19 protein-coding genes are annotated in these 17442 nt (G+C 26.2%); 17 read left to right on the top strand and 2 right to left on the bottom strand.

Annotation, left to right across the window (positions count from 1 at the left end; all coding sequences use genetic code 11):
- Window positions 1–86 precede the first annotated feature (86 nt).
- From KGF41_RS16050 to KGF41_RS16010, 9 genes are all read left to right on the top strand, one after another.
- Window positions 87–521 (top strand): helix-turn-helix domain-containing protein, encoded by a 435-nt coding sequence (locus tag KGF41_RS16050; RefSeq protein ID WP_227842921.1) that lies wholly within the window; start codon window positions 87–89, stop codon window positions 519–521.
- A 1173-nt stretch (window positions 522–1694) separates the two neighbouring features.
- Entirely contained in the window at window positions 1695–2039 is a 345-nt protein-coding gene (locus KGF41_RS16045) for a zinc ribbon domain-containing protein YjdM (RefSeq protein ID WP_227828613.1), read from the top strand.
- Window positions 2040–2139: 100 nt separating this feature from the next.
- Window positions 2140–2379, top strand: a complete 240-nt coding sequence (locus KGF41_RS16040) for a hypothetical protein (protein WP_227828614.1) — start codon at window positions 2140–2142, stop codon at window positions 2377–2379.
- Between the two features lie 574 nt (window positions 2380–2953).
- Window positions 2954–3376, top strand: coding sequence for a hypothetical protein (locus tag KGF41_RS16035; protein ID WP_227828615.1), 423 nt, complete (start codon window positions 2954–2956; stop codon window positions 3374–3376).
- 130 nt (window positions 3377–3506) lie between these two features.
- Window positions 3507–3728, top strand: a complete 222-nt coding sequence (locus KGF41_RS16030) for a DUF116 domain-containing protein (RefSeq protein WP_227842922.1) — start codon at window positions 3507–3509, stop codon at window positions 3726–3728.
- Window positions 3729–3814: 86 nt separating this feature from the next.
- Window positions 3815–4681: a pentapeptide repeat-containing protein gene (locus KGF41_RS16025; protein ID WP_227828617.1), complete on the top strand. Its 867-nt coding sequence runs from the start codon at window positions 3815–3817 to the stop codon at window positions 4679–4681.
- A gap of 116 nt (window positions 4682–4797) precedes the next feature.
- The gene (locus KGF41_RS16020; protein ID WP_227842924.1) at window positions 4798–5211 is read left to right on the top strand and encodes a YmaF family protein; all 414 of its coding nucleotides are present in this window, start codon (window positions 4798–4800) and stop codon (window positions 5209–5211) included.
- A 168-nt stretch (window positions 5212–5379) separates the two neighbouring features.
- A complete protein-coding gene (locus KGF41_RS16015) occupies window positions 5380–5829 on the top strand; it encodes an acetyltransferase (protein WP_227828619.1) in 450 nt (149 codons plus the stop codon).
- Between the two features lie 206 nt (window positions 5830–6035).
- Entirely contained in the window at window positions 6036–7838 is a 1803-nt protein-coding gene (locus KGF41_RS16010; protein WP_227850639.1) for a glycerophosphodiester phosphodiesterase, read from the top strand.
- A 117-nt stretch (window positions 7839–7955) separates the two neighbouring features.
- Here KGF41_RS16010 and KGF41_RS16005 read toward each other — a convergent pair whose 3' ends face one another.
- On the bottom strand, window positions 7956–8282 hold the full coding sequence (locus tag KGF41_RS16005) for a winged helix-turn-helix transcriptional regulator (RefSeq protein ID WP_227850640.1): 327 nt from the start codon (window positions 8280–8282) through the stop codon (window positions 7956–7958).
- A 231-nt stretch (window positions 8283–8513) separates the two neighbouring features.
- Here KGF41_RS16005 and KGF41_RS16000 point away from each other — a divergent pair, with 231 nt between their 5' ends.
- From KGF41_RS16000 to KGF41_RS15965, 8 genes are all read left to right on the top strand, one after another.
- Window positions 8514–8918: a pyridoxamine 5'-phosphate oxidase family protein gene (locus tag KGF41_RS16000; protein ID WP_227850641.1), complete on the top strand. Its 405-nt coding sequence runs from the start codon at window positions 8514–8516 to the stop codon at window positions 8916–8918.
- Window positions 8919–9192: 274 nt separating this feature from the next.
- A complete protein-coding gene (locus KGF41_RS15995; protein WP_227842926.1) occupies window positions 9193–10101 on the top strand; it encodes a DUF2268 domain-containing protein in 909 nt (302 codons plus the stop codon).
- 473 nt (window positions 10102–10574) lie between these two features.
- Window positions 10575–11987 carry a potassium/proton antiporter gene (locus KGF41_RS15990; RefSeq protein WP_227828624.1) on the top strand — a complete coding sequence of 471 codons (1413 nt, stop codon included), beginning with the start codon at window positions 10575–10577 and terminating at the stop codon, window positions 11985–11987.
- A 96-nt stretch (window positions 11988–12083) separates the two neighbouring features.
- Window positions 12084–12881, top strand: coding sequence for a MerR family transcriptional regulator (locus KGF41_RS15985; RefSeq protein WP_227828625.1), 798 nt, complete (start codon window positions 12084–12086; stop codon window positions 12879–12881).
- A gap of 142 nt (window positions 12882–13023) precedes the next feature.
- On the top strand, window positions 13024–13455 hold the full coding sequence (locus tag KGF41_RS15980; RefSeq protein WP_227850642.1) for a hypothetical protein: 432 nt from the start codon (window positions 13024–13026) through the stop codon (window positions 13453–13455).
- Between the two features lie 65 nt (window positions 13456–13520).
- Window positions 13521–14111, top strand: a complete 591-nt coding sequence (locus KGF41_RS15975; protein ID WP_227850648.1) for a DUF488 family protein — start codon at window positions 13521–13523, stop codon at window positions 14109–14111.
- Between the two features lie 511 nt (window positions 14112–14622).
- Window positions 14623–15249: an IS607 family transposase gene (locus tag KGF41_RS15970; RefSeq protein WP_227828627.1), complete on the top strand. Its 627-nt coding sequence runs from the start codon at window positions 14623–14625 to the stop codon at window positions 15247–15249.
- Complete coding sequence (locus KGF41_RS15965) at window positions 15227–16351, top strand: RNA-guided endonuclease InsQ/TnpB family protein (protein ID WP_227850643.1); 1125 nt, start codon at window positions 15227–15229, stop codon at window positions 16349–16351. Before KGF41_RS15970 ends, KGF41_RS15965 begins: the two co-directional genes overlap by 23 nt.
- A gap of 393 nt (window positions 16352–16744) precedes the next feature.
- Here the strand turns inward: KGF41_RS15965 and KGF41_RS15960 are convergent, their stop codons facing one another.
- Window positions 16745–17197, bottom strand: coding sequence for a staygreen family protein (locus KGF41_RS15960; protein ID WP_227828629.1), 453 nt, complete (start codon window positions 17195–17197; stop codon window positions 16745–16747).
- Between the last annotated feature and the right edge of the window lie 245 nt (window positions 17198–17442).

Raw genomic sequence — 17442 nt, 5'->3', positions numbered from 1 at the left:
GCAACTAATAGTTAACAAGATGCAACCATATAAGTCTTGTGAATAAACCAATAGATAAATATAATTTAAATTGAGATGAGGTGATTATGTTGAACTTGGGGGAAAATTTAAAAAGACTAAGAAAAGAAAGAAATTTATCACAAGAACAACTTGCTGAAATGCTAAATGTATCTAGGCAAGCTATATCAAAATGGGAATCTAATAAAACATATCCAGATATAGAAAATCTAATATTATTAAGAAATCTATTTAATGTAACTTTAGATGATTTGATAGTTAATGAAAATAAAACTGAAGTTGAATATACGATTGTACCAAGTAAATTACCTACTGATAATATCACAGATTATGATAAAAATGAGGAAGAAAATGACCCATCAGATAATTTAATTATAGGTGGTTTTATAATTGGTATATCAATTGGATTCATTACAGATAATTTTATGTGGGGGGTAGTTGGTAGTTTTATAGGTATGGGAATTAGCTATATACTGGAATATATAAAAAAAGAGATAGAATAAGTTAAATTTTAAAAAGGTTAAACCTATAGATTTGCAAGATGAGGTATATGAAATGAGTCCAATAGAAATTTTTAAGGCATTAATAGATAACAGGATTAGATTAGGATTATTTTCTTATGCTATATTAAATGATTATAAATTGAGCTAGGGAGAAAAGTATTTTATTAAATTTATTTAAACAATTTTAGTATATCTACTGTAGGATATTTAAAAATAAAACTTTATAATAATGAATAATTAACATAGACCATATAAGATAATTACTTATGTGGTTATTTTTTAGTGAAGGAAGTACTTTTAAAAGTATAACAGAGAACTATATTATAAGTAATAGATACAGTATTTATGTGTATAGTATATAACATAAATAAGAATCAAAAAAATAAAAATAGCAATGGTCAATCGGACTTGTAGAGTTACTACAAAACACTGTAAATAGTATATTTAAATGTATATGATTTTCTATTATTTTGTACATAATTTCAATGGTTTTATCTTATTTTTTCTATTTAGAAAAGGACTGATTTAAAGTTCAAGTTATGATATAATTTCATTAAAAGAAGGCAAATTTTAGATAAATATCAGAAAATTATGGTTAAGAAACAATAAATTCTATCCTATGTATAAAATGAATCAAGTTTTGTTTGCAATAAATCAAACCTAGTGCCTAAATTAAAAGAAATCAACTTTACAAATTGAAGTTTTGTAATAATGTCAATAAATTTTGAAGTTATAGCATTAGGTAAATCAACAATAGCCACACCTTTAGCATTCGAGCTGGACAAAGAAGTATATCTTCGTTGGATTGTATTTTATAAAAAATTGTATTAGGAAGTGAAAAAATTTATACTAAGCCATCAGAAGAAGCAATTAGACAATTCTATTTACAATATTATCTAAGTGTAAATGAATTAGAGCAATCCTGTAATGATATTGAAATATTGATTGATAAAAAATAAATTTTATTTTTAAAAGCGGTTGAGTATGACAGATTGACTGTTTTTTCTTTTATAAACTTAACTACAATAGGTAAGTATTAAAAAGAGATATTTACTTTTCTAAGTATAGGGCTGTATTTGTCAATATAAGTATAATGTGGTATCATATAGGCTCAAAAGAAATTTTATATATTTAAAAATAAAATTAAAAATAATAAATGGAGGACATATAAATATGGAAAATTTGCCAAATTGCCCGAAATGTAATTCAGAATATACTTATGAAGATGGAACGCTTCTAGTTTGTCCAGAATGCTCTCATGAGTGGACATTAGGATTAGATGCAGAAGAAGATACAGACATTATTAAAGATGCAAATGGAAATGTGTTAAATGATGGAGATGCTGTAACAGTAATAAAAGACCTTAAAGTAAAAGGAAGTTCATCCTCTATAAAGATAGGAACAAAAGCAAAAAGTATACGTTTAATTCATGACCCATCTGATGGGCATGATATAGAATGTAAAATAGATGGTTTTGGAGCTATGAAACTAAAGTCTTCTGTTGTCAAAAAAGCATAGTATAAAAAATTTGTGGTATTTATGAAATAATCTATATAGCTATTGTACAGATATAAATTTAAGATTTTAATGTAGTGAAAATTCATTAGGAGGGTAGCTTATGTGTTATTTTTTAAAAGGTGAAAAACAAGATTACTATGTAAATAAAGTAATGGAAGAAATGAAAAAAGTAGTACCTATAGTGTACAGATGCTGTGAAGATAGTGAAGATGGAGAAGCAGTAGCTGGATGTGATAAAAATGGTGAAGTAAAGTTATGGATAACATTTGACCCAAATGAAAGATTAGAAATGGATAAGCATATAGAAAAAGGTACATTACTAGAATATATTATTGGTTAAGAAAGAAATCTTAGTATTTCTTTCTTTTTTTGTGGCAAATTTAGCTTATAGATTTTTAAAGGATAATTTATATATTTTCTTGTGTGAGTGTAATAGATTATTTTTCAATGGGGGTTCTAAATATTTTACCTGTCCTCCTTAATATACTATTATCGCTTTTATCTGGATTTATAAGATATTGTATGTATAAGATATGTAGATAAAAATCAAGGCAAAATTTAAAATAATACAATTTAAAAATGTAACATAAAATTATATTATAAACAAAATTATAATCAGGCGTGGAAAAGAGCAATTACTTTTATTAAGATGTGATAAGATAAATATAAATAAGAAAATCCTAATATACTAGAACTAAGTATCTTCAAAAAATTACTTTATTTTAAATTCATTAAAATAAAAAATTATAACCATATTTTTAATAAATTTTAAAATATAGCTAATATTGACTAAGGAGTTATTTACTAAAAAATAATCAAAATATTTAAAGATATTTTAGGATATAGGTTAAGTCTAAAATAAAAAATAAATGTATGTTAGAAGTATAATCAAATCTAACATATAGGAGGGTTATATGAGAGAGATAGTAATTTATTCGTTATGCGAAAGAGAGGAAAGTTCTAATAAATATTATAAAGATGTATCACTTTTTACCAATCAAGTAATAGATAAAGTTTCCAAATCTACTGGTATATATACAGAAGAATTTAGAGCGTTTATATATCAAAATGAGATAGAATGTGTAAGAAGTAATATAGAATATGTACTTGAACTATTAGTCTTAGGTTTATTATGGAAAATATATATAAATAAATCAATAACATTAAAGAAAATACCGAAAAGTATGCTTATAAAACTATCCAAATTAAGGGAAAAAAACAATCTAAAAAGAACAGCAGATTTTTGTAGAGGAATTTTAGCAACGATATTTTTGAATAAAGAGTATAGAAATAATATAGATTTAACACTGAAAAACTTTAGAAAACTAATTGATTAGTTATCAGCTACAGGAGAATTTAATCAAGAAGTCAAGAGGTTAAAAATATGGTTGGAGCTGAAATAATTAATAGGTGCTATATAGAAGAATTTTTGAATGCAAAAGAAAAAAGACTGCTTTTACAAAACAAATGGTAGATGTTGAGGATGTAGGTATAATTGGTGTAGCATGCGTACTTAACCTTATATCTGGAGGATGGAAAGTGAAAAATTTTGGATTTGTTCCTCAATGTGTAGTATTAGATTATTGTGGATGCAAAAATCATTGGCATGAAAAAGGTATTGTTACAGATATTAACGTTGATAGATTACTGTATACTATTGGAATAAAGGACACTTTAACTTATAATTAAGAAGAAGTAATTTTGTACAAATAGTTTAAAAATGACTTATTAATAAATATTAATTTATAAAATGCAAAAACAAAAGGAGAATAGATATGAAAGCTATACATAAAGATAAATATAATAATCAACTATTTGAAAGTTTAAAAATTGACTGTGAAAAGTGTTTTGGACTTTGTTGTGTGGCCCTTTATTTCTCTGCTTCAGAAGACTTTCCTGTTAATAAGGAATCAGGTAAACCATGTACTAACTTACAATCAGATTTTAAATGTTCTGTACATAAAAATCTTAGAAGGCAAGGATTTAGAGGTTGTACTACATATGATTGCTTTGGTTCAGGTCAAAGGGTAGCTCAAGTAACATACAAAGGAAAAAACTGGATACAAGAGCCAGAGTTAGCAAACCAGATGTTTGAAGTATTTTTAGTTATGAGGCAGTTACATGAAATGTTATGGTATCTTAAAGAAGCATCTACATTAGATATATCTGATGCAACCAAAGAAAAACTTAATCTAATAATTGAAGAAACTGATAAGATAACTAATATGAGTCCAGAACAACTAATAGATTTAGATATAATATCACATCGAGCAAAGGTTAATTCATTATTGTCACAGGCTAGTGACTCTGTATTAGAAAAAGTCAAATCTTTTGTAAAGAGTTCCAATTTTAAAAATAAGAAAAAATTAAGTAAAAGTATGGATTTAATAGGAGCTGACCTTAGAAAAACAAATTTAATAGGAGCAGATTTAAAAGGTAAATTTCTTATAGCAGCTAATCTAAGGGAGACAGATTTAAGTGGTGCTAATTTGATAGGAGCAGATTTAAGAGACTGCGATATTAGAGGGGCAAATCTTAAAAATAGTGTATTCCTTACACAATTACAGATTAATACTGCAAAGGGAGATTCTAATACAAAGTTACCAGAGATACTAGTACGTCCTAAATACTGGGATAAATAATTAAATTATTACATAACTTTACAAAATATGAACTTTTTTGACTCCAGTTCATAGTATATATTAGAGGTTCTTTAGAGGAATTTCTTAATATATAATATAATAGGAGAGATATAAAAATGAGTTATCAAAATTGTAAATGTGAAAAAGATTATATGTATGAGGATTATAAATATAATAAATGTAATAAATGTAATAAGTGTTATAATGACTATGAAGAAATGACACATGTTCATGAATACTCAGAAAGTGTTAAATTAGCAGAAGAATGTGACGATAGACATAATCATCGTGCTGCAGGAGTTACAGGTGAAGTTATACCAATAAATGGTGGAACAAATCATGTTCATAAAATAAATGATAATGTAGATTTTCTTGACCATTTCCACAAGATATGTGTTACAACAGGTCCAGCAATTAATATACCAGGAACTAATAAGCATGTTCATTTAGTATGTGGAAATACTACTGTTAATGATGGCCACTGCCATAAATTCCTTTTTACTACTCAAATAGAAGCACCTTTAGTATAAACTAAGGTAAATTATTGTAGTAAATTTATTAAATGTAAGTATGTAAATTATAAAAGTGTATTAGAGATAATATTTAAATTTAATGAGGACTATGATATTAACTTTCATAGTCCTTTATAATTTCTATCTTTGATAAAAAAGAATATTAATTATGGAGAGGAGATTATTATGAGTTCTGAAATAGTTTTTGAAATGAAACAAAGAAGTGCAAAAGAATTTCAAGAGATGTTACAAGTTTGGGAATCATCAGTAAGAGCAACACATGATTTTTTAATAGAAAAAGATATTGAATCTTTGAAGCTATTAGTTAAAATTGGTTTGACACAAGTAGAAACTATGGTTTGTGTAAAAGATGATAATATGATTAAAGCCTTTATGGGAATAGATAAAGATAAAATTGAAATGTTATTTATAAAAGGTGAATATAGGAGTAATGGTATTGGAAAAAAACTAATATTATATGCCATAAATAAATACAATATAAAATATGTTGATGTAAATGAACAAAATAAAAAAGCAGTGGGATTTTATACTCACTTAGGGTTTAAAGAGTTTGATAGGTCTGAAATAGATGGGCAAGGGAATCCATATCCAATATTACATATGAAACTAGGTTAGTATAGATTTAGTACTATATTAAATATATAAGCAAATACAAGTTAATAGTAGAAAGCACTTTTTTAAGAAGAAGAAAGTGCTTTTTTTATTTGTGAATAGTCGTAAATAGAATAATTTATAAGATATTAAATTATAAATTATTAAAAGATAATATATATTTAAGTTATTTACAGGTTAAAATATAATAAAAAGATTAAGGGGATATCATGAAAAAGAGAATTTTAAATAATTTTATAAAATTGGTGAAATATAACTGGAGTACATTAATTCTATTTGAGTTATTTCATAAAGGATTAGCTTTGTTGATTATATTACCATCAATTAAATTTGTATTAAGTAGTTCTATGAAAAGTGCAAATATAGTGTATTTAAGTACTGATAACATAGGAGAAATATTAACGAATCCTCTATCAATAATATTAGCTATACTGTCAATTATAATATTGGCATTTTATATGTTTTTTGAATTTACTTCAGTAATTATTTGTTTTGATAAATCACGAATTTCTGAAAAAATTACTTTGTTTAAACTTATTAAATTATCCTTAAAAAAATCTATAAACATATTGAATCCTAAAAATATATTATTATTTGTGTTTGTATTACTAATAGTTCCATTAACGAATATAGCCTTAACCTCAGGTTTTATAGGGAAAATAAAACTTCCTGAATATATATTGGATTATATAAGTTCTAATATTGTTCTAAATATAATTTATATAGTTTTAATTTTAATATTATATGTATCAGTTATTAGGTGGATTTTTAGTATACATGAAGTAACTCTAAATACAAATAGTTTTAAAGAAGCAAGAAATAAAAGTGCTAGCCTTACAAAAGGAAAAGCAATAAAATTAATACTTTATTCTTTAGGATTGTCTCTAATAGTTACTGTCATAGGGTATATAATTTATCATGTTATTATTATATTGATAGGAATATGGACTAAAAATTACACCAATGCAAACTTTTTAAAAGATATATTTATTAGTAGATGTATTATGTTTAATGATTATGCAGCATTTATTTCATCAATAGCTATATTTATAATTAGTACTGGATTTATTTCTGCATTTTATTATGAATATAATGACATTCGTGTCTATAAAAAGAATCTAGAAAAACAAAAAAACTCAATAGGGGCAGTATTAAAAGTTACTTTGAAAATAGTAGTAATTTTATTTGTCCTACATATTGAGTCAATGATGTACTCTTTAAACAATGATATTTTATTTAATACTTCATTTTTTTATAACACAACAGCAACGGCTCACAGGGTTTCAGCGTTGGTTGCTCCAGAAAACACTATAGCAGCATTTAAAGAAACCTTTATAACTCAAGCTGAATATGCTGAAATTGATGTTCAAGAAACTAAAGATGAAGAGTTGATTTTATTTCATGATTCTAATTTTGAAAGAGTCACTGGTGTAGATAAAAATGTTTGGGAAGTAGATTATGATGAAATTAAGACATATGATGCAGGAAGTCATTTTAGGTCAGATTTTGCTGGAGAGAAAATACCAACTCTTGATGAGGCAATGAAGTATTCTAAGGGGAAAATAAAATTGCTAATAGAAATAAAGTTTAATGGTCATGAAAAAACTGATGTAGAAAAAAGAGTATTAGAGCTAATTAAATCAAATAGACTAGATAGTCAATGTGTTGTAGCATCAATGAATAAAAATGTATTAAAGAGGGTTAAAAAATTAAATCCCAATATGGTAACTTGTTATTTAACAGCAGTTGCATATGGGAATTTTTATGACTGGGACTATGTTGATATATATGGAATAGAGTCCACATTTATAAACAAAAAAGTAGTAGATAACATACATCAAAAAGGAAAACAAGTTTTTGTATGGACTATTAATAGTAGTAAATTAATGAAAAAAATGATTAATTTAAATGTAGATAGTATAATTACAGATAATCCATTTTTAGTAGATGATGTAATTTATTGGCAGAAAAATGGATTTATAAATAGAGTAGCTAATTATTTATTTAGGTAGATTCTTATAAAGATATAATTGAAGTATATTAGACTAAAAATGTGCAAATTGTAAAATAATATATTTATTTTACAATATTTTAAATAACCGTATCATAGTGAAGCGATACGGTTATTTTTATTTGTTAATAACTTTATGTCTGTAATCATTTCCCCATTCATGCATTGAATTTAGAACTGGTTCAAGACTATAACCAGTTTCCGTTAGGGTATATTCTACCTTTGGAGGAACTTCTGGATAAATTTTTCTAGTTACTAAATCACTTTCTTCCATAGACCTTAAGTTTGATGTTAAAACTTTTTGAGTTATGTTTCCAATAGATTTTTTGATTTCACCAAACCTTTTAGTACCATCTAATAGTTCTCGTATAATTAATACCTTCCATCGATTACTGATGAGTTGTAAAGTAATCTCTACAGGACATTCAGGTAAATCTTTTTTCATAAATCATAACATCCTTTCTTTAATAATCCTCTTTAAAGTATTATATCATTTTAGGTAATATGCATAAAAATTTATTTTAAATATATAAGTATTTAAAAATGAAATATACCAATAGTTTCTATTAGGTAACTATAGTACTTTAAAGTGCTTACTATACAGTAGATACTAATGAGTTTATTATATTATTAAAGAAATAAAAAATACAACAAATTATTTTAGGGGGTAGATGAAATGAATGAAGTAGTAAAGTTTTTAAAGGAAAATCCAGTTCAATATTTTGCAACAATAGGAACTGATGGAAAGCCAAAAGTTCGCCCATTCCAATTTATGATTGAAGAATGTGGGAAATTATATTTTTGTACAAGTAATGAAAAAGATGTATTTAAACAAGTTAAAAAAAGTCCATATGTAGAAATAACTACATCAACTCCTGAATTTACTTGGATAAGACTATGTGGAAAAGTCATATTCTCAGATAATAAGGATATAAAGAAAAAAATAATTGAATCTAGTGAGCTTGTTAAATCAATCTATAAGAATGAAGAGAATCCTACTTTTGAAATCTTTTATCTTGAGGATGCTAAGGCTGTAATCTCAGATTTTTCAGGGGAGCCACCAAAAGAATATAGTATTTAATACAAAAAAATTAATGCTAATAGCTAACAATATTATTCTAACAACATTAAAATAGAATTTAAGTTAGATGATAATATTATCCTTGCTTTAACATAATTAATTCTAATAAAAAGATAAATGTTTAAAAATATTATACGAATCCATCACATTACAAATAAACAAGAGAGTCATATTATATGAAATTAAATGATTCTCTTATTTATTTGTATAAGTTTATATATTGACATTGACGCTACGTAATTCTATATACTTTATTTTAAAGGAGATGATAAAAATGAATATTATAGAGGTACGCTCAGATAAAATATATAAAAAAATAATTAATGCACCTATAAATAAGAAAGAGGATATATACAGATATGAATTGATGAAACCTTTTGAGTTTAAATGGAAGTGTATAAACGTTCCAATCACTGCAAAACAAGAAGGTGGATATGATGTAATTATGGCAAGTGATATGATGGGGGTTTTATCTCCAAGAGATATTAATGAAAATCAAATAAATAGCATAAATATTTTATCTAATGACAAGCTTTGGAACAGGTGTAAAGAAACTATTGAAAATTCCCTAAAGTCTTTTATAAAAGAGGGATATAAATTGAATACTGAGGAGTATAAATTTTCAATATTATTAGCAAATCCAGAAAGCCCTTATACAATATTAAGTGATGGATATTTTGGTGATGGTGGAATTCCAGGATATATATTTTTATCAATAGTTCCAAATGAGTACACTATTAATAGGTTACCAGTAGCACTAGCGCATGAATGTAATCACAATATTCGATTTCAATTTATAAAATGGAGCAATGACATAACTTTGGAAGAAATGATGATAAATGAAGGTCTTGCAGAAAACTTTGCAACATGGATGTTTGGAGATGATATGGTAGGACCTTGGGTTAGTAAGACTGACCTTGAAACACTGAATACCTATATAAAGCCAATAATTAAAAGTGGCTTAAAGGAAACTGGATTTCAAAATATAATATCATATCTTTATGGTGATGATATAGCTAAAATGCAAGGATATTTTCCAGTAGGACTACCTTATTGCGCAGGGTATGCCTGTGGTTACTATATGATTAAGTATTATTTAGAAAAAACAAACAAGTCAATAGTGGAGGCTACATTATTACCATATAGTGAAATTATAGAGGTAATAAGGGAGTTTTGGGATTAAATCTATAAATTGCATAATCTAAAAAAGATTATGCAATTATTCTATTTTTGAGAAAAATAAATTGACAATGATTTGTAAGAAATATACAATAATATATATAAAGAAATATTTCAATGATAAAATTTTGAAGATTTCATATCTAGTGTATCTAATACTACATGCTAGTTTCTTATTACTTATCTAAATATTATGTATTTCATAGTTACCTGTAAATTTACTATAAAAATATGAAATACACTAAATAATCGACTGAAAAATGAAATATTAATTAAATAAAATTCAAACTATAAAGATTAAATGAATATAATTAAAGTAAATATATAAAATTGAGTACAATACTCAATTTTTAATAGATTGTTAAATTTTAATTACACTTTGTACAATATAACTTATATCATATTTATACTTAAAGAAGCAGTATAATTACAGATATAATTTAATCTGTAAAATTTATATGAAATGGAGATGATGCTATGACAGAATTGATGATTATAAGTGGATTAGTGCTATTGATTTGTATAACCTCAAGCAAGGTATTATATAAATTTGGAGTACCAATATTATTGATTTTTATCTTATTGGGCATGTTATTTGGGTCTGATGGAATGGTAGGAATCTATTTTGATAACTATGAGTTAACAAAGCAATTATGTTCTATTGGATTGATATTTATAATGTTTTTTGGAGGATTTGGAACAAACTGGAACATGGCTAAACCAGTTGCAGTACCTTCTATACTGATGTCTTCATTAGGCGTAATAATTACAGCAGGTGTTACAGGTATCTTTTGTTACATGGTAATAGGAACTAGTTTATTTGAAGGTTTGTTAATTGGAGCAATTGCAGCTTCAACAGATGCTGCATCTGTATTTGCTGTATTACGTTCTCAAAAACTAAACTTAAAAGGTTCTCTTGCTTCATTATTAGAAGTTGAAAGTGGAAGTAATGACCCAATAGCATATATGTTAACATTAATTATTTTGACATTGATGAATAATTCTGGAGTAGAACTTATTATTCCAATGGTAATAAAACAAATAACTTTTGGATTGGCAATAGGATTTATATTGGCAAAATTATCTGTTTATATTTTGAGAAATTCAAATTTTGAAATAGAAGGATTTTATACTATATTTATTACAGCTATTGCGTTACTTTCTTATGCACTTAGTGAGTATGTTGGAGGAAATGGATATTTAAGTGTATATATTTCAGGTATTATTATAGGTAATAGTAAGATACCTCATAAAAGGAGTCTAGTTCATTTCTTTGATGGAATTTCATGGATTATGCAAATAATGTTATTCTTTATGTTAGGATTGTTATCCTTCCCTTCAAAACTACCAAGTGTATTTGGTATAGCAATAGCCATATCTATATTTATGATAATTATTGCAAGACCATTAGCCACATTTATAACTCTAGCAAAATTTAAATTTTCAAACAAAGAAAAATTGTTTATATCATGGGTAGGTCTTAGAGGTGCTGCGTCAGTAGTTTTTGCAATTTATGCAGTTACTCAAGGAGTAGTCATAGAGAATGATATATTTCATATAATATTTTTCATAGCGTTACTTTCAGTAGGACTACAAGGTACGTTGATACCAACTGTAGCAAGGAAGTTAGACTTGGTTGATGATAATACACCTGTATTAAAAACATTTAATGACTATGATGGTGAAATTAGTTCTAAACTTATAGAAGTAAATATAGACGATGATAGTAAGTGGGCTGACAAGAGTATAATGGATTCTAATATACCAGAGGACATATTAATAGTTATGATAAAACGAAAAGAGCAGGTTTTAGTACCTAAAGGGTCAACTGTTATAAAAAGAGGGGATACTTTAGTATTAAGTGGAGACAGAATTGAAGAATTAATATAATTATAATTTATTTAATATTGACTTTAACCTAAGGGTAAGGTTTAAACTTAAATTAATCAAATCTAATGCGCAGGTGATGAGATGTTTTCTATAGGAATGTTTTCTAAAATAAATAAAATAACTACAAAGACACTAAGGTATTATGAAGATATAGGGCTGTTAGAACCAGAATACGTAGACGAATTTACAAAATACAGATACTATACAACAGAACAATTACCAAAATTGCATCAAATAATCACCTTAAAACAAATGGGCCTATCACTAGTTGAAATAAAAGAAATAATAGAAAAGCCTGAAGAGGTGGAAAAGATTTTAATAAACAAAGAAAAAGATATATTAGATGTAATGAGGAATGAAGAATATAAGCTTATTAAACTACGTAATTACCTTAAAAACTTAAAAGGAGAAGTCGATATGAATAATGTAATTATTAAGTCCCTACCAAAAGTTAAAATTGCTTCTATGAGAAAAGTATTAAAGAATTATGATGAGCTTTTCAATTTGTTTCCAAACGTAATGGCTGGAGAAATGATGAAATCAGGATGCACATGTATGGTTCCAGACTATTGTTTCAATATATATCATGATGGTGAATATAGAGAAACAGATATGGATGTTGAGATGTGTCAAGCGATAAATGACCTAAAAGAAGACACGGATTTATTAAAATTTAAAGAAATAGACGAAGTTGAAAATGCAGTTTGTATATTGCATAATGGGCCATATTCAACATTAGGAAAAACTTATGCAGATGCATTTAAATGGATACAAGATAATAAATATGAAGTAATAGGGCATTTTAGGGAATCTTATATAGATGGTATATGGAATAAAGAAAATGAAGAAGAATGGTTAACAGAAATCCAGATACCTGTGAAACATATTTTATAATAAATTAAAATAATATATAAGTAATTAAGTAAGGTCTGTCTAAATAAAAAGATAGACCTTATTTTTATCATATATAGATTTAGATAGAACTGACAAGATAATACTAAATGAAAGGTATTTTAAAATAGATAGTTTTCCTAAAATGATGGATATAGAGTCTCCACATAGTATCCTTGATGTATTTTGGGATTTAGATAAAGTAAAAGATAAGTATTTTATACAAGAAAATAAGTTTTTAAGGGCACTATTAATTATAATGAGTTACAATAAAGAAATAATAATTGCAAGTGAATATTTTGTAAGTGAAAATAAAAAACATATAAAAATAGCACTAAGTAAAAAGGAGAGGACATATCTAGAACAATTAAGTGATACCTTATTTGATTTTGAAGAAATAGGGTATAATTATTATATAATTGATGCTCTTATGAAGTTGGCACTAAGAGAAAGAGTTTCTCTCTCTATATATATGTTGGATTTGGAAATAGGATTAGAAATAAATGGATTATTTAGCAATGTATATAGGGGGTTAAATGGAAGTATAGATATAGTTAAGTATATTTGCAGTGTATAAGGCTTATATGTAAGATAGAGTATCAATTGTATAAAATAGTAATTCTAAGAATAGTAGGTGATTGTATGGAAATATTTGCAATAGGACATTCAAATTATCCATTTGATAAGCTTATTAATATGATAAAAAAATATAATATAAATTGTATAGTTGACATTAGAGAAACTCCATATTCTAAATATAATATTCAGTATAATAGAGAAACATTCAATGAATCACTAAGAAAGGCTGGATTTGTATATATATACATGGGTAAGGAATTTGGGGCAAAAAGAACTAATAAAGATGTATATACACAAGAAGGTTATGCAGATTTTGAAGAGGTAATAAAGGAAGATATATTTTTAAAAGGAATAGAGAGATTAAAAAAGGGATGTCAAATGGGTTATAAAATAGTTTTATTAGGTGCAATGCAAGAGCCTATAAGATGTCATAGAAGTATTTTATTAGGAAAAATATTAAATAAAGAAGGTTTCGATGTAAAATATATAATGCATGAAGGACATTTAGCATCTCAAGAAGATATAGAAGAGTCATTGTTAGATAAGTATTTTAGTGATAGAAAACAACTTAGTATTGATAATTTGTTAGGAAATGCATTAACAAGAGAAGAGATGATAAAAGAAGGTAACGAAACAGTTTATAAAAACTTGTAAATACTTATAAAATATTACAATATTTTATAAGTAAAACTGTAGCCTCGTACGTGTAGAAATATACGTAGGACACGACTTGAAAACCAGTAACTCCTAAAGCCTAACGACTACAATAAGAGATAATCAAACTCTTATGAATGTGAAGAAATTCTGAAACAACAGTTAGGATGATATATGGCGAGAGCCTAAGTATTAATACAATGGATGTTTGGTCGCCAAGCCTAGAAATAGGAAGGTCAAACGACTATCTCGAAAGAGAGTACAACTCAAGTGATTGGAGTTGGAAGCGGGTCGCCCTTAACACGTAATGGTGAAGGTGAAGAAATAGTCTACGCACGTTCTGAAAGGAAGTGACTATTAGTGTGAGCGAAATAGTGTCATAGAAGTAGCGTTCTATGGTAAATAGCATAATACTTATAATATTAAATATAAAAACATATAAAAACATATAAATATAATATTGTTGATGTTTTGTACCCTTGATATAATAAACATATTGGAGGTGTGAAGTATGAAATATTATTCAATAAGTGAATTTGCTAAAAAAATTAGAGTTACTGAACAAACACTTAGAAATTGGGATAAAAAAGGGACTTTTAAGCCACATCATACATCAGATTATGGAAAAAGATTTTATTCTCAAGAACAACTTAATGATTATTTAGGAATAAATCCAGTAGAAGTATCAGATAGAAAAGTGATTGGTTATTGTAGAGTAAGTTCTCATAAGCAAAAGGATGATTTAACAAGGCAAATTGAAAATGTGAGAATGTATATGATAGCAAAAGGATACCAATTTGAAATAATCACAGATATTGGGAATGGGATAAATTATGATAAAAAAGGACTTAAAAAACTTCTAAAGATGATACAGTCTAATAAAGTTGAAAAAGTTGTGATTCTTTACAAAGATAGACTTTTAAGACTTGGATTTGAATTGTTTGAAAACATTTGTAACTATAACAATACTAAGATTGAAATTATAGATAGTACTAATAAAATAGATGAAGAAGAGTTAGTTGAAGATTTAGTGCAGATAATTACTGTATTTAGTTGTAGGTTACAAGGTAAACGAGCAAAGAAAACTAGAAGAATTATTAAGGAGTTAGCAGAAAATGATAAAAGCGAAGAAAGTTAGATTACTCCCAACTAAAGAACAAGAAGAAATGTTTTTTAAGTGTTCTAACATAGCAAGATTTAGTTATAATTATTCTTTAGGTCTTAGAATCAGATATTATAAGATGTTCAAAAAAACTATATCAGAACAGAGATTAAGAAAACATATAACTAAAAGAAAGAAAACTAAATTAAAATTTTTAAGTGAAGTATCTAATGATATACCTAAGCAAGCAGTTAAAGATATGAACCTAGCTTTTAAGAATTTTTTTCAAAAAGGAAACAAAGGATTTCCAAAATTTAAAAGTAAAAGAAAGTCTAAATTATCTTTTTACAATGATGTTTGTAAATTAAAGATAGAAGATAATAATATAATCCAACTTGCTAAAATAGGTAAAGTTAAAACAAGTGAGCAACTTCCAATAAACACTAAATTTACAAATCCTAGAATAAGCTATGATGGTAAGTATTGGTACATATCTATAGGAATTGAAGTAGACGAAAATCAAGTCGGCTTAAATAAAGATTTAGTGATTGGGGTAGATTTAGGACTTAAAAATCTTGCAATATGTTCAGATAACTCTGTATTTAAAAATATCAACAAAACTCACAAAGTCAGAAAAACTGAAAAGAGGTTAAAAAGATTGCAACGTAAGGTTTCAAGAAAATATGATATGAATAAGCAAGGTAATAAGTATTTGAAAACCAAAAATATCTTAAAACTTGAAAAAGAGATAAAACTTATTCATAGAAAACTTACAAATATACGTAATAATCATTTGCATCAGACCACAAACAGTATCATTAAAAAATATCCTTGCAAAATAGTAATGGAAGACTTGAATGTTGGTGGAATGATGAAAAATATCTACCTATCAAAAGCAGTTGCAAACCAAGGTTTCTTTGAATTTACAAGACAAATGGAATATAAATGTAAATTTAATGGAATTGAGTTTGTAAAAGTAGATAGATTTTACCCTTCAAGTAAAAAATGCAGTCAATGTGGTTCTATCAAAAAGAACTTAAAATTGAGTGATAGAATTTATAAATGTGAGTGTGGACTTGAAATTGATAGAGATTTAAATGCAAGTATAAATTTAGCCAACTATGAAAAATTAGCATAGAATCACTTAAAAGACAATGCTGATATGTAGGGTACGTTGTACCCGAATTTACGCCCTTGGAGTGTACTAGAACTTGTGAGTAGAGTATTTGTCAAAAGCATACACGTTGAATAGGGAAGAAAAATAATTTTATGAGTTTTAATATGTTTTTATATTAAATTATAAGTATTATGCAACGGTTATAGATTAGCTAATAAAGAAATAGGATATAGAACAGAAAAAATAGGTAAGTAAAATATATTAACTACCCAAAAACTTAAATACTATTTAATAAGAAAAGTTATTATAAATTTGTAACAGTTAAACATGATGTACTAGCTAAGGTCGTTATGTTAAATTAATATTATTATCTAAAGGGTTACATTGTTTTAAAGAGCACATCATGTTGTACTGTTAAAAAATAAAATCTCTAATATTGCCATAATCAACTGTTCTATTAAGAGTAGGATGGCTAGATATAAATCTAACTGTAATCTTTGAGTTTAACAAACAAGGATTTGAAGTTAAAAATATTCTATCTCCATTGACAATAGAAGTAATAGCTACTGGTAAAATATCAACAAAGGTATCATATCTATTTCTAGCAATTTGATAAGGATAGTTTCCTACAAAAACAAATAGATTTAAGTCATATATATTATCAATGAACCAAGCCCATTGACCATAAACTTTGTCAATACTTACTGTACCTAAACCAAGTGTATCAAAGTATGTTGCTATAGTTAAATAAATATTTTCCATGTTTTCTAAGTATGAAACAGTATATCTTCTGAAACGTATAGGTGCTGTGGCAGAAATAGGGTAAACCATATTTACATTTAAATTATTAGCATTCAAATTAACCAAATTATCACATCCTAAAAAGAGTCTATAAGATACAATATTTAAATTGATGTGATTTTGTTACAGATATATTATAAGATTTTATAAATTTGTTTTTAGTAGATGTGACTTAAATGACCATGTCCATTACAAAAAATTTTATGAAGCTAATAAAAAATATGTTTATTGTTATTGTTATATAATAGTGGTACAATATTATCGAAATACAGTGATTGCATTTGATATCCAGCTATATTAATCGGTTAATT

Origin of the sequence: Clostridioides sp. ZZV14-6150, from assembly GCF_020657875.1 — a bacterium.
GTDB lineage: Bacteria > Bacillota > Clostridia > Peptostreptococcales > Peptostreptococcaceae > Clostridioides.
The sequence above is the reverse complement of the archived record's forward strand: the minus strand, read 5'-3'. Positions and strand labels throughout refer to the sequence as shown.

What these genes read in the sequence shown, in the direction of transcription:
- KGF41_RS16050 (WP_227842921.1), top strand. Translation starts at nt 87, where the DNA reads ATGTTGAACTTGGGGGAAAATTTAAAAAGACTAAGAAAAGAAAGAAAT.
- KGF41_RS16045 (WP_227828613.1), top strand. Translation starts at nt 1,695, where the DNA reads ATGGAAAATTTGCCAAATTGCCCGAAATGTAATTCAGAATATACTTAT.
- KGF41_RS16040 (WP_227828614.1), top strand. Translation starts at nt 2,140, where the DNA reads ATGTGTTATTTTTTAAAAGGTGAAAAACAAGATTACTATGTAAATAAA.
- KGF41_RS16035 (WP_227828615.1), top strand. Translation starts at nt 2,954, where the DNA reads ATGAGAGAGATAGTAATTTATTCGTTATGCGAAAGAGAGGAAAGTTCT.
- KGF41_RS16030 (WP_227842922.1), top strand. Translation starts at nt 3,507, where the DNA reads ATGGTAGATGTTGAGGATGTAGGTATAATTGGTGTAGCATGCGTACTT.
- KGF41_RS16025 (WP_227828617.1), top strand. Translation starts at nt 3,815, where the DNA reads ATGAAAGCTATACATAAAGATAAATATAATAATCAACTATTTGAAAGT.
- KGF41_RS16020 (WP_227842924.1), top strand. Translation starts at nt 4,798, where the DNA reads ATGAGTTATCAAAATTGTAAATGTGAAAAAGATTATATGTATGAGGAT.
- KGF41_RS16015 (WP_227828619.1), top strand. Translation starts at nt 5,380, where the DNA reads ATGAGTTCTGAAATAGTTTTTGAAATGAAACAAAGAAGTGCAAAAGAA.
- KGF41_RS16010 (WP_227850639.1), top strand. Translation starts at nt 6,036, where the DNA reads ATGAAAAAGAGAATTTTAAATAATTTTATAAAATTGGTGAAATATAAC.
- KGF41_RS16005 (WP_227850640.1), bottom strand. Translation starts at nt 8,282, where the DNA reads ATGAAAAAAGATTTACCTGAATGTCCTGTAGAGATTACTTTACAACTC.
- KGF41_RS16000 (WP_227850641.1), top strand. Translation starts at nt 8,514, where the DNA reads ATGAATGAAGTAGTAAAGTTTTTAAAGGAAAATCCAGTTCAATATTTT.
- KGF41_RS15995 (WP_227842926.1), top strand. Translation starts at nt 9,193, where the DNA reads ATGAATATTATAGAGGTACGCTCAGATAAAATATATAAAAAAATAATT.
- KGF41_RS15990 (WP_227828624.1), top strand. Translation starts at nt 10,575, where the DNA reads ATGACAGAATTGATGATTATAAGTGGATTAGTGCTATTGATTTGTATA.
- KGF41_RS15985 (WP_227828625.1), top strand. Translation starts at nt 12,084, where the DNA reads ATGTTTTCTAAAATAAATAAAATAACTACAAAGACACTAAGGTATTAT.
- KGF41_RS15980 (WP_227850642.1), top strand. Translation starts at nt 13,024, where the DNA reads ATGATGGATATAGAGTCTCCACATAGTATCCTTGATGTATTTTGGGAT.
- KGF41_RS15975 (WP_227850648.1), top strand. Translation starts at nt 13,521, where the DNA reads ATGGAAATATTTGCAATAGGACATTCAAATTATCCATTTGATAAGCTT.
- KGF41_RS15970 (WP_227828627.1), top strand. Translation starts at nt 14,623, where the DNA reads ATGAAATATTATTCAATAAGTGAATTTGCTAAAAAAATTAGAGTTACT.
- KGF41_RS15965 (WP_227850643.1), top strand. Translation starts at nt 15,227, where the DNA reads ATGATAAAAGCGAAGAAAGTTAGATTACTCCCAACTAAAGAACAAGAA.